At 72.2% G+C, this 14,686-nt stretch carries 15 protein-coding genes; 8 read left to right on the top strand and 7 right to left on the bottom strand.

Translation table 11 applies throughout. The annotated features are described in order from the left end of the window. Positions 1–84: 84 nt before the first annotated feature. Genes ABZ671_RS11100 through ABZ671_RS11075 form a run of 6 tightly spaced genes read right to left on the bottom strand, consistent with a single transcriptional unit; the run spans position 85 to position 7,845 of the window. A complete protein-coding gene (locus ABZ671_RS11100; RefSeq protein WP_357854846.1) occupies positions 85–1,245 on the bottom strand; it encodes a M23 family metallopeptidase in 1,161 nt (386 codons plus the stop codon). Then, on the bottom strand, positions 1,242–1,790 hold the full coding sequence (locus tag ABZ671_RS11095) for a hypothetical protein (RefSeq protein WP_357854843.1): 549 nt from the start codon (positions 1,788–1,790) through the stop codon (positions 1,242–1,244). The genes ABZ671_RS11100 and ABZ671_RS11095 overlap by 4 nt, the downstream gene beginning before the upstream one ends. A gap of 5 nt (positions 1,791–1,795) precedes the next feature. Beyond that, complete coding sequence (locus tag ABZ671_RS11090; RefSeq protein ID WP_357854840.1) at positions 1,796–3,715, bottom strand: MFS transporter; 1,920 nt, start codon at positions 3,713–3,715, stop codon at positions 1,796–1,798. A gap of 1 nt (position 3,716) precedes the next feature. Next, entirely contained in the window at positions 3,717–7,106 is a 3,390-nt protein-coding gene (locus tag ABZ671_RS11085) for an ATP-binding protein (RefSeq protein ID WP_357854837.1), read from the bottom strand. Positions 7,107–7,155: 49 nt separating this feature from the next. Then, positions 7,156–7,518, bottom strand: a complete 363-nt coding sequence (locus ABZ671_RS11080; protein WP_357854834.1) for a hypothetical protein — start codon at positions 7,516–7,518, stop codon at positions 7,156–7,158. A 12-nt stretch (positions 7,519–7,530) separates the two neighbouring features. Beyond that, positions 7,531–7,845 (bottom strand): hypothetical protein, encoded by a 315-nt coding sequence (locus ABZ671_RS11075; RefSeq protein WP_357854831.1) that lies wholly within the window; start codon positions 7,843–7,845, stop codon positions 7,531–7,533. 355 nt (positions 7,846–8,200) lie between these two features. On the opposite strand from ABZ671_RS11075, the gene folP reads away from it, so the two are divergent. The 6 genes from folP to ABZ671_RS11045 all read left to right on the top strand — a co-directional run bounded on the left by folP (position 8,201) and on the right by ABZ671_RS11045 (position 12,191). Next, positions 8,201–9,067 carry a dihydropteroate synthase gene (gene folP / locus ABZ671_RS11070; protein ID WP_357854828.1) on the top strand — a complete coding sequence of 289 codons (867 nt, stop codon included), beginning with the start codon at positions 8,201–8,203 and terminating at the stop codon, positions 9,065–9,067. After that, positions 9,064–9,423, top strand: a complete 360-nt coding sequence (gene folB, locus ABZ671_RS11065) for a dihydroneopterin aldolase (RefSeq protein ID WP_357854825.1) — start codon at positions 9,064–9,066, stop codon at positions 9,421–9,423. Before folP ends, folB begins: the two co-directional genes overlap by 4 nt. After that, on the top strand, positions 9,420–9,947 hold the full coding sequence (folK, locus tag ABZ671_RS11060; protein WP_357854822.1) for a 2-amino-4-hydroxy-6-hydroxymethyldihydropteridine diphosphokinase: 528 nt from the start codon (positions 9,420–9,422) through the stop codon (positions 9,945–9,947). Before folB ends, folK begins: the two co-directional genes overlap by 4 nt. A 55-nt stretch (positions 9,948–10,002) precedes the next feature. Next, positions 10,003–10,491 carry a DUF3180 domain-containing protein gene (locus ABZ671_RS11055; protein ID WP_357854882.1) on the top strand — a complete coding sequence of 163 codons (489 nt, stop codon included), beginning with the start codon at positions 10,003–10,005 and terminating at the stop codon, positions 10,489–10,491. A 106-nt stretch (positions 10,492–10,597) separates the two neighbouring features. Further along, a complete protein-coding gene (locus tag ABZ671_RS11050) occupies positions 10,598–11,830 on the top strand; it encodes an ABC transporter permease (RefSeq protein WP_357854819.1) in 1,233 nt (410 codons plus the stop codon). A gap of 52 nt (positions 11,831–11,882) precedes the next feature. Then, on the top strand, positions 11,883–12,191 hold the full coding sequence (locus tag ABZ671_RS11045; RefSeq protein WP_357854816.1) for a hypothetical protein: 309 nt from the start codon (positions 11,883–11,885) through the stop codon (positions 12,189–12,191). 34 nt (positions 12,192–12,225) lie between these two features. Here ABZ671_RS11045 and ABZ671_RS11040 read toward each other — a convergent pair whose 3' ends face one another. Continuing rightward, on the bottom strand, positions 12,226–13,221 hold the full coding sequence (locus tag ABZ671_RS11040) for an ATP-binding cassette domain-containing protein (RefSeq protein ID WP_357854813.1): 996 nt from the start codon (positions 13,219–13,221) through the stop codon (positions 12,226–12,228). 2 nt (positions 13,222–13,223) lie between these two features. Between ABZ671_RS11040 and ABZ671_RS11035 the strand changes: the two genes are divergently transcribed. Both ABZ671_RS11035 and ABZ671_RS11030 read left to right on the top strand, forming a co-directional pair. Then, positions 13,224–13,910, top strand: coding sequence for an ABC transporter permease (locus ABZ671_RS11035; RefSeq protein ID WP_357854810.1), 687 nt, complete (start codon positions 13,224–13,226; stop codon positions 13,908–13,910). Beyond that, positions 13,907–14,629, top strand: coding sequence for an ABC transporter permease subunit (locus ABZ671_RS11030; RefSeq protein WP_357854807.1), 723 nt, complete (start codon positions 13,907–13,909; stop codon positions 14,627–14,629). The genes ABZ671_RS11035 and ABZ671_RS11030 overlap by 4 nt, the downstream gene beginning before the upstream one ends. The last annotated feature ends 57 nt before the right edge of the window (positions 14,630–14,686 follow it).

The raw sequence follows: 14,686 nt of genomic DNA, 5'->3' as shown, positions 1-14,686 counted from the left end.
CAGCCAGCGCGCCGAGTCGTTACCAACCCGCCCCAACCTCGTTGAACGAGTCATCAGGATGCTCAATGTTGCAGCCAATGCAATTCAGCTCGGTTGGCCCAGTGGTGCGCCGCGATTCCGCATGAACGGCACCGGGTTGATCGCGCCCTGGCTCGACCGGTCGCCGTTCACGTGCACCTCGAAGTGCAGATGCGGGCCGGAGGAATCCCCGCTGGTCCCAGAGAGGCCGATCACCTGGCCGGCCTCCACCGACTGCCCGGGCACCACGTGGGGGCGCTCCACCATGTGGCAGTAGCGCGTGATGTAGCCACCGGCGTGCAGGATGTCCACGAACCAGCCGCAGCCACCCTTACCCGGCCAGCCGTCCCGGTCGCAGTCCCGTCGCCCTGACTGGTCGGGATCGCAGCGGGCGACCAGCACCCGACCGGCAGACGCCGCGTGGATCCGGGTTGCCTTGGCCACGGCGATGTCGACGCCGTTGTGGGTGGGCCGTTCGGCGGTGCGGAAGCCGGAGCCGACGCCACCGACGACCGGAGCGGTCCAGCCGGAAGCGGCGATCTGGGTGCCGGCTGCGGCGTCGCAGACCGCCTTGCCGCCGACTTCCACGGTGCGGGCCGCGCCACCGGCGAGCGCGTCGACGATCCGGCCGGCCAGGTCCTCGTGCTTGGCGTACGCGTCCGGAAAGGCGCTGACCTGGACCTGCTGTGCCACCACGGTCAGCGGTCGCTGCTGCCAGTTCGGCACCTTGAGCATCTTCTCGTAGAACTTCCGCGCGGTGTATGAAGGCGTCATCCGCTGCTGGACACTGCCCCAGCCGGGCCGCTGCTGGAACAGCCCGAGCGAATCATGATCGGAGCCGACGCCCTCGTGCGGCAGTGCCAACGACGCCGGCACGGCGCTGTTGGCCAGATTGCGCAGTGCGGACTCCTGCATCGCGGTGGCCAGCGCGATCACCCAGCCGCGAGCGGGCACGTGCATATCCTGGCCGACTTTGATGATGATTGCCGCGTTGCGGAGCTGACCATCGCCGTACTCGCTGAACCGAGGCATGTCCCCGGTGAGCTCAACCTGGTAGGAGGGATCGCAGGCCAGGCCGGCGGTCAGCCGTGTCTGCTCGTCGCCGCCCAGCTCGGTGAGGAAGAACGCCCCGGCGCCGCCGACGCAGCAGAGCAGGGTGAGTGCCGTGGTCACCGCAGCGGCCACGGCACCGAGCCGCAGCTTCCGCCGGCCCGTCGCGGCGTTCACTGCCGTGTCCAGTCGACCGCGTCCACCAGCCAGGGGCCGTCGGGTGCCACCAGCTCGAGCCGGAGCTGCCCGTTGTCGAGCGGAATCAGCGCCTCCACGAAGGACTCCGTCCGGGGCCGAAGGGTGATCTGACCTGCGACCCGTCGAGCCGGCACGCGCTCCGGGTCCGCGTCGGTCAGTTTCTCGGTCAACGCGGGCGTGGAGAGCGGCCGCAGGCGGGCCTGCCACTCGTTCGCGCTGCTGCCCGGGCCGCTCAGCCAGGCGACGGTGAAGCGGTCGGCGGCCTGCTCGGGGGACAGGTCACCCGGGCGCGTCCTGGGGGTGGGCGCCGCCGGACTCGACAGCACCCCGTCGTCGCCGGCCTGCGGGTCGACCGTGCTGATCGGCTCGCGCGGCCGGATGCTCAGGCCGGCCGCCGGGTCGTTCGGCCCGGACACCAGCCGCGCCGCGCCGATCACGCCGAAGACCAGGGCGGCGATCACGAGCGCGACGCCGAGCCGGGACCTCAGCACCCGGGTGAAGAGGAACTCCAATGCTCGACGCATCGGTTTTACCGTGCCTCGGCGCGCACTCGGGGTGCCGGCTTGGCCGGTTCCCGGCTGGCCGAGTCCGGCCGGTAGATGGCGAAGGAGGGTGCCTCCTCCGGTACGTCGGGTTCGGTCCAACTCGCCGGCTGTCGGCGCTGGCGTGGCGCCGGTCGTCCGCCCTTCCGCTCGGGCGCGGGAGCCTCATCGGCTCCGTCCCGTCCGTCTGGCCGCTCTCGTTCAGCGACCGTGGCGGCGTGCGACGGGTCTTCGTGCCGGGCCTCCGGCCGCACGCTGCTCTGATCGAGCGCCACGCCGCGGCGCCGGCCGACCGGTGGCTCGGCACCGGGCTCGGCCACGTCCAGCCGGGCCGCGACTCGCATGTCCCGGAAGAAGCGGCGGTGCCACGAACCGGCCGAGCTGATCGCCTCGCTGCTGTCCTTGCCGCCGAGTTGGGTGATCCGCCGGTACGGGCGCAGCAGCAGCCAACCCACCACACCGCAGAGCCAGACCAGGACCACCTGCAGCCAGCCGGGCAGAGTCGGGGTGTTCATGATGAGGTCGACCGCGAACAGGTAGATGGCCGCGCCGGTGCCGAAGATGGCGATGTTGAAGATGGCCGCCACCACCGCGTTCGCCAGCCGGCGAAGGCCGGCGCTCGCCGGACGCATCAGACCGACCGTGCCGAGGATCGGTGCGGCGATCACCGCCCAGCGGAAGATCAGGAAGCCGAGCAGCACCAGCAACGAGGCGGTCAGGTCGAACATCGCGAAGAGCAGCGAGGCCAGCACGGCGATGAAGCCGGCCCCGATCCGGTCCATGTCCCGGACACCCCTGAGGTACTCGTACGCCTCCGGGTCCTCCGTCTTGATCTGTTCGGCGACCCGGGCCCACTGCTGCTGCTTGGCCTTGATGACCACATCGCGCGTAGCGGGATTCGTGCGGATTGTCTGCGATTCCCCCCAAGTCAGCGACTTGGCGTCGTAGAGCGCCAGGCCGTACTTCTTCGCGGTTTCGCTGTCGGCGGAGCCGAGCACGCCTCGCAGCCAGTTCCGGTAGAGCATCGTCTCCGTGGCGGTGTCACTGGCCCGAACAGCCGGGGGGCGCTTGTCGACGCACGCGTCCGGGTTTGGCAGCACGCACTTGTCCGGCGGGATGTCCTTGGATGCTGGGCCGACGGCGTCGTGTACGACGCCGAGCGTGGTGACGAGGGCGTTGTCGGCGATGTTCGCCGACTTCACCGGCCAGGCGGCCAGCGCGGTCACCGCCACCATCACCAGTAGGGCCCAGCCGGCCGTGGTCATCGCGTTGCTCATGTCCGACTGACGGGAGCGCCACATCAAATAGAGGCCGACCACGCAGAGCGTGATGATGCCGAAGACGCTGAAGACCTTCTGGTAGACGGCCTTGGTGGCCTGCTCCACCAGCGGATCCGCCCAGCGCCACATCGAGCGCGGGTCCCAGGCCCGCTCGCGTAGGGCGTTGGACGCCCCGATCACCGCGTCGGCGAACATGAATTCGCCATTCGCGACCATGTTGGTGAAGCGGTAGTCCGGGTGAAGGACCGACGACGCGCAGCCGCCGTCGACGTCGTACGTGGTGTAGCTGTATCCGGCGTAGCCGTAGTCGCTGTAGAGCCCCTTCGGCCCGGGCAGTTTCGCGGAATCGGGGCGGGAGGCGAACCAGCCGGCCAGCCCCGAGTCGGGCGCGCTGGGCACGGGGGCGTTGCGGCAGGTGACCTGATCGTCAGCGACTGAGTGCAGTTTGGCGACGCAGGCGCGGAAGTCGGCCTGCCACTGCTTGGTGGTGCACAGCTCAGCCGGTGCCGGGGTGGGCTCGGCGGCGTACGCGGGTGTCGGCCCGACCAGCGGCCAGGAGATGGTGGCCACGGCGAGTACGCCGAGCGCGAGGAGGAGCGCCGCGATCCTTGCCCGGGCCCTCGCCATGTCACGCCTCCAGATCAGCCAGGACGGTCGGCAGTGCCCCGGCCGCCTGGGCGACCGCGGCGGGGGTGGTGTCCAGGTGTTCCAGTAGCCCGTCGACGTACGACACGTCGACCCGTACCTTCTGTACGCGCCCGTCGACGTCGCGCATCACGAACTCGCGGAAGCCGAGCCGGGCGGCCGAGCCGGAGTCGGCTTGGGACAGCGACGCGAGGGTGGCTTCGTAGCCGTCGTCGACCGGCACCCGGAGCAGGCGCAGCGCCTCCGAGGCGATCTCGTTGTCCTCGGCGATCCGGCCGACGAACACGGTGGAGACCAGGTTCTGCACGTCGAGGCCGAGGATGTCCCTCGGGTTCTGCGAGGCGACCAGCGCGGCGAGGTTCCACTTGCGGGAGTCGCGGGCGAGGCGGACCAGGAACGATCGCCCGGATCGCCAGCCCTCCATGAAGTGGGCCTCGTCCAGGCCGACCAGTTTGCGCGAGGACATCGAGCCGCCGTAGCAGCGCCGAACGGCGAGCCGGTGCGCGGTGTGCAGCATCGGCAGGGCGAGCGCCTCCTCGGCCGACCAGTATTCGCGCTCGATTTTGAGATCGGGCAGCCGCAGCCCGGCCATGGTGATCACGGTGAGGGCTGCGTCGGCGCCGAGCAGGCCCTCCGGCGGGCGGCCGAAGAAGAGCATGGCCAGTGGCATCTCGGCGGTGTCCAGCAGGAGGTGCGCCAATTCCCGGCCGGGCTCCTCGTCCAGCCCCTGCAGGCAGGCGACCACGTCGTCCAGGGTGGAGGTTTCCTCGGCGGGCACCTGACGTACGGCGTGCCGGAACAGGGTCGCGGTGGACGCCTCCCGGGCCACCTGTGGCGGCACCAGCATCATGCAGATGTCCTGCACCAGCATGCGACGCTCGGCCCGGGCGTTGGAGATCGCGATCTCGAATTCCCGGTCGCCCGCCGTTCCCGCGCTGAATTCGCTGCGTAGCGGCGTCGGGATCAGTGAATACGGGGCGAGGGTGCCCTGCTCGGAGCCGGTGAGGTTGAGCACCCGCGAGTACGGCGCCAGCTCCGGCATCGCGCAGAGGCGGGCGAGCGGGCCGGACGGGTCGAGCAGGGTCACCTGGACGCCGCGCCGGGCGGCCAGGTAGCCGAGCGCGCCGAGCAGGGTGGACTTGCCGCCGCCCGGTTCGGCGACGAACACCGCGAGGCCGGAACGCTCGCGTACCTCCATGGGGAAGTGCAGGTCGAGGAAGACCGGCCGGCGGCAGGTGCCGGCGGTGCGGCCGATCAGGTCGCCGCGGCGGTCGCCGACCGTGGAGGCGGCCTGTGGCAGCGCGGCGGCGAGCAGGTTGACCGGCATCCGCCGGACGTAGCCGGTGTTGGCGATGGGCTCGCCGGGGATGAACTCGCGGGCCAGCCAGTCCTGGTTCTTCGGATGTTGGAGCGAGATTCGCAGCTCACGGGAGTAGAGCTGGATGAGCCGGCGGGCCCGCTCCAGGCACTCCTCGCGGGTCCGGCCGCCGACCGCGATTCGGTGCCAGCCGTGCGCGCGGGCCGAGTCCACCGGCAGGCCGGTGGTCATCTCGTCGCCGATCACCAGGGCGCGCTTGGCGAGCCGTTCCAGCTCCGGCGGCGCGTCGATGCCGTGCTCGGCGTAGTCGAGCTGCTGCGACCGGATCATGCGGAGCCGGTGCTCCAGGTTTCGGAAGGAGTCGCCTGAGCCGAGGATGTCCACCCGGGTCGACAGCTCCATCGGCCACGGCAGCCGCTCGTGGAAGTGCAGCCAGGGCTCGTGCCGTTCGGGGATCTCCAGTGGTTCCATCCGGCCGACCGCGAGCACGGCCACGTGCCGCTCCTCGCCGGTCATCCGGTTGACCAGCTTCACCGTGGAGCCGTACGGGGCTCGGTAGCGTTCCACCTGCTCGGTGAGGGCGAGCAGGTCGCCCCGCTCCCACCGGCTGTCGGTCACCGGGGAGAGCGCGCCCGGCGGTGCCATGCAGAGCGCGACGGACCGGTAGAGCAACCACTCGAGTTCCTGTGCGGTCACCCGGCGCCCGCGCATGCCGAACGCCCCGAGTACCTCGTCAAACTGCTCGACGGTGCGGCCCAGCTTGCGGCGTTCGCCGTCGGCGGTGCCGCGGCCGAAGGCGCGCAGCAGCCGTTCGGTGAGCGAGTCGCCCAGCGACCGGCGGGCGAAGGTGACGCCGAGGTAGGTCTGCCCCTCCGCGTGGTTGACCGCCATCAGGTGCCGCTGCGCGGCGACCAGATGGTCAGCCCAGCCGGGCGTGCCGGGCACGTCGGGCAGCGGCGACGCGGTGTGCGCGTCGATGGTGCGCGCCCACTCGTCAGCCGGGAAGGGCCGGGTGGTGCGGCGCAGGTGCAGCCGGAAGCCGGCCAGGCCGGCGTACTGCTCGGAGATTGCCGAGAGCAGCGCCTCCCGCTCGGCGTCGGGGCGGAACGCCCAGCGCACCTCGGGCAGCCAGTACCAGGCGGTGACCGTGTTCGGGGTGAAGGTGAGGTGACCGGCGATCTCGGTGATCGCGAGCTCGACCGACGGGTCGCGGTCACCGAATTTGATCTTTGGTGGGCGTACCCGGACCGGCTTGACGGGCTTGCCGCTGCGCTCCGCGGACCGCTGCCGTGGCGGGGTGATTTCCCGGGTGGCGGAGGTGGTGACGGCCGGAACGCCGACCGTGGATTCCGGGTCGGTCGGCTCGGGTTCGGTGGTCGGGCGGAGCGAGGGGAGTCGCTCGCCGGGCTGGTGCGGCACCCGGGCGCGGGTGGCGGGCGTCGGATCGGGCGCGGTGCGTCCGGTGGGCCGCTCCGGTGGTTCGGCGCGGTGGCCGGCGTCCGAACTGTCGCGGGGGCGGCTCACCGGGCGTACGCCGGGGGCGGTTTCCCGCGGCCGGGCGGCGGCCGGCTCGGCGGGCGGCTCGTCGCGGCCGGCGGGCGGGGGCGGCGTGACCGGCTCGGGCGGGGCCGCCGGGGCAGCCGGGGCGGCGACCTGGTGCGGAATCGGTGGCGCCTCCCGCCCGATACCACGGCGGGGCGGCGCCACCACCGGGGTCGGCTCGGCCGCGACCGGTGCGTTCTGGCTCGCGGGGAGGCCGGCGGGACGCCGTACGCCGGGCCGTGCGCCGCCGAAGAGGTCGAGGAACGGCGAATCGATGTCGGCGTTCTCGCCGACCGTCGGCACCCGCTGCTCGTGACCGGCCGCGCGCGCCGCCGCCGGTCGGGGCGGCTGGAAGACCCCGACCCGACCGTGCCCGGGGCTGGTCACCAGGGCTGGATCCAGGGTGGTCTCGTCCAACCCTTCGCCCTGCGGGTAGTCGAACGATCGCGCTCGGTTACCGCTAGGGCTGGCCGGATGTCCGGCCGGGGAACCCGGCGTGGAAGAGCGACTCATGCGACCGCCTCACCCGCGTCGTTCGGCTGCGCCATCGGCGTACGCCCGGTCATGCCAGCTCCTCCCGGATCCTGATCCGGCTCGCCACCAGGCGCGGGTCGCGCTGCTCGGCTGCCGGCTCCCGGGTGCGTCGCCAGTCGGTCAGCGCGGTCCGGATGACCATGCGCGCCGGCCGGTCCGGATCGACGTGCCGGAAGATGAACGAGGTGGTCACGATGGCGAGGGCGATCTCCCAGGCCGGGAAGAGCTCGACCTGCAGCGTGAACAGCCAGTGGATGAACATGTAGAGGGGTACGAGCAGCATGAACACGCCGTACTGGGCGTACGGCAGGTGGATGGGAAGGGTGTACCCGGGCGGCCCGAGATAGACGAGACGAGCCCGGTAGATGTCGTCGTCGGTGCGCAGCCGCATGGTCGCCCGCGCCTATTCGAAGATCAGGTTGATCAGGTAGTCGCCGACGAAGAAGAGTGTGGCGGCGCCCGCGATGAAGGCCAGGCCGACGATCGCGATGGCGGAGCTGGTCAGCACCTTGGAGATCTCACCCCGGCCGGCCCGCCCGATGAAGATGACGCCGAGCACCGCGAGCAGGATCGGCGCGATCTTGCTGGCGAAGAAGGTGACGACCTTCTCGGTGGCGATGCCCTTGGGTGCCGGCTCGGCGAGTGGAGTCGACGCCAGGGTGTGGAGCGCGTGGTCGACGGCACTGGTCACCGTCCCCATGAGCTCGATGGCGATCACTGAAACCTCCCCATGTCGCGGCCGGCGGTGCCGCATGGCGCAGTAGGCAAGCCTGGCGGGATGGTGCTCGATGGGCACAGCGTCTCTGACGCTGCGTTCGTTGCCCACCACGGAGAGTGGCGAGCTTTGGGCGGATTTATCCCGCTTCGGCCCCTCCCTCCAGCCTTCGCCATCTCGATGCTGGGCAATTCCAAAGCGTACGGGCCGGGCACCTTTGCGACAAGCCGCGAAGAGTCGACCGGAAGTGGCCCGGACGACCGATCGCACACCTGTTCCAATGCGCATGTCAGGGCCTTCGCTGGTGGCGATCCCCCGGACCGCCGGCAGCCCCGCTGCCGACCGGTACTGTCGGGTCGTGACCGAGCTGGCAGGGGTGCAGGCCCCGGTGGTGATGGGCGTCCTCAACGTCACGCCCGACTCCTTCTCCGACGGCGGCAGATACGCAGATCTCGACGCCGCCGTCGGACACGGGGTGCGACTTCGTGCCGACGGCGCGGACCTGGTCGACGTGGGCGGCGAATCCACCCGGCCCGGCGCCGACCGGGTCGACGCGGAGTCCGAGATCGCCCGCGTGCTGCCGGTGATCCGCGCGCTGACCGCCGCAGGCATCCCGACCAGCATCGACACCAGTCGGGCCCGGGTGGCAGAGGCGGCCCTCGCCGCCGGCGCTGACGTGATCAACGACGTCTCCGGTGGTCTCGCCGACCCGGACATGGCCCGGGTGGTCCGCGACGCCGGCTGCCCCTGGGTGCTCATGCACTGGCGCGGACACTCCCGCGAGATGCGCGATCTGGCCACCTACACCGACGTGGTGGCCGATGTTCGGGCGGAGCTGAGCCGGCGGGTGGACGAGGCGCTGGCCGCCGGGGTCGCCGCCGAACAGGTCATCATCGACCCCGGGCTCGGCTTCGCGAAGACCGCGGCGCACAACTGGGCACTCAGCGCCCGCCTGCCCGAGCTGGTGGATCTGGGTTTCCCGCTGCTGTTCGGGGCGAGCCGCAAGTCGTACCTGGGCCGGCTGCTCGCCGACCCCGACGGCACCCCGCGGCCCACCTCGGCACGTGAGGCGGCCACCATCGCCACCAGCGTGCTCGCGGTGGCGGCCGGCGCCTGGGGAGTACGCGTGCACGACGTTCGAGGTACGGCCGACGCGCTGGCCGTGTGGCGGGCCACCGGCAGCCCGCGCCTGGTGCTGCCCGCCCCCGGCAGGGAGGCACGGTGACGGACCGGATCGAGCTGACCGGCCTGCGCGCGCACGGCCGGCACGGGGTCTACGACTTCGAGCGCGCCCAGGGGCAGGAGTTCGTGGTGGACGCGGTGCTCGAGCTCGACCTTGCCCCGGCCGCGCGCTCCGACGAGGTGGCCGACACCGTGCACTACGGCGAACTGGCCGAGAAGCTGGTCGCGGTGATCACCGGCGAGCCGGTCAACCTGATCGAGACGCTCGCCGATCGGTTGCTCGCGGTCTGCCTGGCCGAACCGCTGGTCGCCGCCGCCACGGTCACCGTGCACAAGCCCGAGGCCCCGATCCCGCACGCCTTCCGGGACGTGGCCGTGACGATGCGGCGTACCCGGTGACCCGGGCCGTGCTGTCGATCGGCAGCAACCTCGGCGACCGGCTCGCCCACCTGCGCGCGGCGGTGGCCTCGTTCGGCGATGCGGTGCTGATGGTGTCCGGTGTCTACGAGACCGCCCCGTGGGGGGACGCCGACCAGCCCGCGTACCTGAACGCGGCCCTCATGGTCGCGGACCCGGCGGCCGGCCCCCGCGACTGGCTGGCCCGGGCCCACGCCGCCGAGGCGGCGGCCGGGCGGACCCGGGACCCGCAGCGCCGGTACGGGCCGCGCACCCTCGACGTCGACGTCATCGCGGTGTGGCACGAGGACGGGCAGCCGGTGCTCAGCGACGACCCCGAACTGACCCTTCCGCACCCCCGCGCCCAGCTGCGGGCGTTCGTGCTGCGGCCGTGGATCGACATCGAGCCGCACGGCCGGCTACCCGGGCACGGCTGGCTCACCGACCTGCTCAACGCCGAGCCGCTGGCCGCCGACGCACTGGAACTCGGCCCTCGACCGAATCTGAGGTTAGAGTCGGACGCATGACCCAGTGGAGCCGGACGGCATGACGCAATCTCCGCGCGACCCCGATCGTTTCCGGATGGGTCCCACCCGGATCTCCACACTGTTCGTGGCCGCCCTGGCCGCCGCGGCGGTGGCCTGGCTGCTGATCAGCACCTTCTACTACGAGGTGGCACCCAGCCTGCCCTGGCTGCCGGTGGTCACGCTGGCCGGCTTGGCCGTGCTGGAGGGATACGCCGCGGTTAACACCCGCGGCAAGATCGAGGGCCGCCCCGGACGGGAGCCGCTCAACCCGTTGCTGGTGGCCCGGTTCGTGGTGCTGGCCAAGGCATCCGCGCTGGCCGGCGCCATCTTCGCCGGCTTCTACGCCGGCCTGACCGGCTGGCTCTTCATCGAACACACGAACGCGGCCATCGGCGACCGGCCGGCCGGCCTGAGCGGAACCGTCGCCTCGCTCGTGCTGGTCGCCGCGGCGCTCTGGCTGGAACGGGCCTGCCGGGTGCCGGAGCAGGAGGACGACGAGGACCGCCCCTCCGGCGACCGGGAGAGCCGGCCCGGCCAGCGCTGATCCCGAAGGGGTTCCCACCCACCCCACCCCACGGGTACCGTGCCTGGCGACCGGAGAGCAACGGCCGCCGCCGGTCCGCCGCACGTCGGACCCTGCGGCCGGCGACGTGGGAGGCGCGGCCATGGGGTACGACGAGACGGGCCGGGGCGCGCCCGCGGAGTCGTCGTCGAATGTGCCGGCTGCCGTCCTGGAGAACGTCTTCGACGACCCGGCGCACGGCGAGCCGGGCCGGGACCGGGTCGCCGTACACGTGGTCTGGGAGCTCCTGCTGCTGGGCGGGCTGACCGCGGTGACCTGGCTGCTGTGGCGGGACGACGCGGACGCGCTGCGCGGGGACGCCCTCCGGTCACTCCTGGTCGACGTGGCCGGGTTCGGGCTGCTCGCCCTCGCCGCCGGGCTGAGCCTGCGTACGGCCGCGGTGAACCTGGCGATCGGCCCGGTCGCGTTGGCCGCCGCGCTGCACTTCGCCGAGCAGGGCGACCGAAGCCTTCAGGAGGTGCTGCTCCCGGCGTTGGCGGTGGCGGCGCTCGGCGGGCTGGCGCTGGCGCTGGCGGTGGTCGTGCTGCACGTGCCCGGCTGGGCGGCGAGCCTGGCCGGCGCGGCGGGCGTTATCGCGTACATCGAGCGACATACCGCTCCGGTGCCGGTCCAGGGCGGCTACGACCCCCGGCCCACCGCCATCTACCTTTTCGTCGGCTTTGCCGCGCTGGCCGTCCTCGGCGGGCTCTTCGGCGCGATGCGGCCGATCCGGCGGCTGGTCGGGCGGTTCCGGCCGGTCGCCGACCCGGCCCGCCGCCGGGGCGGCGTCGCCGCCACGGTGACCGCGCTGGCTCTGATCGGCTCCACCGTCCTGGCGATGCTCGCCGGGGTGCTCCTCGCGGCGAACCGGAGCGGCCCGATCACGCCGGGCTCCGGGCTGAACTGGACGGTGCTCGCGGTCGGCACCGCGATGCTCGCCGGCACCAGCGCGTACGGCCGGCGCGGCGGGATCTTCGGCACCCTGTTCGCGGTCAGCCTGGTGACGGTCTTCCTGATCTGGTCCCGGGCCGAGGGTTGGACGATCAACCGGTGGGGCGTCGGCGGTGCCGTGCTCGGGGTAGGGCTGCTGGTCACCCGGCTGGTCGAGAGATTCGGCCGGCCGCGTTCGGCCGCCGCCGACCTGGAGGTGGGACCGTCCGGCGACGGCACCGTCAGCACCGGCTGGACGCTGACCCGGCAGCCGGAGCCGGCCGACGCCTGGCCACCGGTGCTACCGGTGCAAACCACCGAGACCCTCGACGCGTGGCAGGCCCCGCGCTGGGAGCGCGAACCGCGCCGTTGGGACGCCGACGACCACTGACCGGGACGCGTCCGGCGGGCCGAACCTGATCTCGGCGGTTAGGCTCGGCGACATGACCGAAACTCCTGCCACCGGGCCCGGCGGCCGTGCCTTCGAAGAACTCGACAAGCTCTCCACCGAGGAGTTGCGCGAACAGGCCTTCGTGCTGGCCCGGCACCGGCGTGACGTCGGGTTCTTCTGGTCGGTGTTGCGGCACCTGCCCAACGCGGACGAGGCCGCGGCCCTGGACGGCGCCCCCAACTCGGTCGGGCCGACCGTCGACGAGGCGAACGCCCTCTGGCGGGAGTTGACCGGCCACGGCTACGAGGAATCCGCGCCGCTGCTGCGGGCCGCCTTCATCGACTACCTGATCAAGCACTGACCGCGGCCGGCCGTCCGCCGTCCGGCGGGGCCGGTCAGTTGACCAGCGCGCCGAGGCCGAGCAGCCGAGCCCGGCTGAGCACCCCGACCGGTTGGCCGTCGTCTGTCACCACGGCGTGCTCGGCGGCCGAGGTGAGCAGCGTGCCCAGCGCGTCGTACGCCGAACCACCCAGCGGCACCGCCGGCAGGCCGACCGGGTCGTCCGCCGGGAGCGGATCGAGCACGTCGCGGGTGACCGGGGTGACCACCAACCGGCGAATCCCCCGGTCGGCCCCGACGAACTCGCGCACGAACGGTGTGGCGGGTGACCCGAGCAGTGCGGCCGGGGTGTCGTACTGCTCCAGTTGGCCGCCCTCGGAGAGCACCGCGATCCGGTCGCCCAGCCGTACCGCCTCGTCGAGGTCGTGGGTGACCAGCACGATGGTCTTGCGGACCTCGGCCTGAAGCCGCAGGAACTCCTCCTGCAGCCGGGCCCGCACGATCGGATCGACGGCCGAGAACGGCTCGTCCATCAGCAGCACCACCGGGTCGGCGGCGAGCGCCCGAGCCACCCCGACCCGCTGCCGTTGACCGCCGGAGAGCTCGTGCGGATAGCGGCGGCCGAACTGCCCCGGGTCGAGCCCGACCAGCTCCAGCAACTCGTTCACCCGCTCCCGGGTCCGCTGCCGCGGCCAGCGGAGCAGGCCGGGCACGGTGGCCACATTGGCGGCCACCGTCTGGTGCGGAAAGAGGCCCACGTTCTGAATGACGTATCCGATGCGGCGGCGCAGTCGCACCGGGTCGACCTGGGTGACGTCTTCGTCGCCGAGCAGGATCCGGCCGTCGGTCGGCTCGATCAGCCGGTTGATCATGCGGAGCACGGTCGACTTGCCGCAGCCCGATGGGCCGATCAGCACCATCAGTTCGCCGGCCTGCACCGTCAGGCCCAACTCCCGCACCGCCTCCGTCCCGTCCGGGTAGCGCTTACGGATGCGTTCGAGAGTGATCGATGCGGCACCATGCCCGGCGGTGGCGCCCGGGGTAACGTTCACGCGTGTCCCTCCACCTCAGTCACCGGACCGTGCCGGGCAACCCGTGGTTCTCCTGGCAGTACGTGCGGGACAACTCTGACACGATCCTGGCCGCGCTGCGCGAGCACACCTGGCTGACCGCCCGGGCCGTGCTGCTCGCCGCGCTGGTGGCGCTGCCGTTGGCGGTGGCCGCGTACTGGTTCCGGTCGCTGGCCGGGCCGGTGCTCGCGGTGAGCGGCGTGCTGTACACGATCCCGTCGCTCGCGTTGTTCGCGTTCCTCGGACCGACCCTGGGCATCGGGGCGGTGACCGTGCTGACCGTGGTGGTGTTGTACGCGCTGCTGACCATCGTCCGCAACGCGCTCGCCGGGCTGCACCAGGTGCCGCCCGAGGTCCTGGAGGCCGCCGAGGGGATGGGCTACGGCCGGTGGGCTCGGCTGTTCCGGATCGAGCTGCCGCTGGCTCTGCCGGGCGTCCTCACCGGTCTCCGACTGGCCACCGTCTCCACGGTGGCTCTGGTCACCGTAGGCGTGGTGATCGGCCGAGGCGGCCTGGGCCAGATCATCTTCGCCGGCTTCCAGAACAACTTCTACAAGGCCCAGATCATGACCGGCACGGTGCTCTGCGTGCTGCTCGCGCTGGTGCTGGATCTGGTGCTGGCCGGGGTGGGCCGGCTGCTCACTCCCTGGCTGCGGGGGCGCGCCTCATGAACCACCTCCGCGAAGCGGTCGTCTGGCTGAACGATCCGCTGAACTGGACGAACCCGGGCGGCATTCTTGACCGGCTCGGCGAGCACCTGAGCATGTCCGCGCTGGCGGTCCTGCTGGGCTGCCTCGTGGCCTGGCCGATCGGGCTCTGGCTCGGGCACACCGGCCGGGGCGGCGGGCTGGTGCTGCTGGTCTCCAACGTCACCCTCGCCGTCCCCACCCTGGCGCTGCTGACCATCCTGCCCCTGACCTTCCTCGGTTTCGGCCGGCCGGCGGTGGTGGTCGCGCTCGCGGTGTTCGCGGTGCCGCCGCTGCTCGCCAACGCGTACACCGGGGTGCGGCAGGCCGACCCGGAGGCCCGGGACGCGGCGCGGGGCATGGGCCTCTCCGGCGGGCAGGTGCTGCGCCGGGTCGAACTGCCGTTGGCGGTGCCGTACCTGGCCGCCGGTTTCCGTACCGCCGCGGTGCAGGTGGTCGCCACCGCGGCCCTGGCCTCCTTCGTCAACGGGGGCGGGCTGGGGCAGATCATCCGGGCCGGCTTCGGGCTGGACATCGCGGCCGGGGGCGGGCAGATCCTCGCCGGCGGCGTGCTGGTCGCCGGGCTGGCCCTGCTGGTCGAAGGGCTGCTGGCGCTGTTGGAGCGGGTGGTCACCCCACGTCCGCTGGGGCGGGCGCGGCGGGCGGCCAACAGTCGTCCGGCCGACGCCACGGCGAGTGCGTGAACCGGGCGAATCGGCACCGGGTGACGATCCGGTGACGAAATCCGCTTCGGGTTTGTC

Origin of the sequence: Micromonospora sp. NPDC006766, from assembly GCF_040636055.1 — a bacterium.
GTDB lineage: Bacteria > Actinomycetota > Actinomycetes > Mycobacteriales > Micromonosporaceae > Micromonospora.
Note: the sequence above shows the minus strand (reverse complement) of the source record. Positions and strands in the feature narration are given on the sequence as shown.

What these genes read in the sequence shown, in the direction of transcription:
- ABZ671_RS11045 (WP_357854816.1), top strand. Translation starts at nt 11,883, where the DNA reads ATGACCGAAACTCCTGCCACCGGGCCCGGCGGCCGTGCCTTCGAAGAA.
- ABZ671_RS11055 (WP_357854882.1), top strand. Translation starts at nt 10,003, where the DNA reads ATGGGTCCCACCCGGATCTCCACACTGTTCGTGGCCGCCCTGGCCGCC.
- ABZ671_RS11085 (WP_357854837.1), bottom strand. Translation starts at nt 7,106, where the DNA reads ATGAGTCGCTCTTCCACGCCGGGTTCCCCGGCCGGACATCCGGCCAGC.
- ABZ671_RS11095 (WP_357854843.1), bottom strand. Translation starts at nt 1,790, where the DNA reads ATGCGTCGAGCATTGGAGTTCCTCTTCACCCGGGTGCTGAGGTCCCGG.
- ABZ671_RS11030 (WP_357854807.1), top strand. Translation starts at nt 13,907, where the DNA reads ATGAACCACCTCCGCGAAGCGGTCGTCTGGCTGAACGATCCGCTGAAC.
- ABZ671_RS11080 (WP_357854834.1), bottom strand. Translation starts at nt 7,518, where the DNA reads ATGCGGCTGCGCACCGACGACGACATCTACCGGGCTCGTCTCGTCTAT.
- ABZ671_RS11090 (WP_357854840.1), bottom strand. Translation starts at nt 3,715, where the DNA reads ATGGCGAGGGCCCGGGCAAGGATCGCGGCGCTCCTCCTCGCGCTCGGC.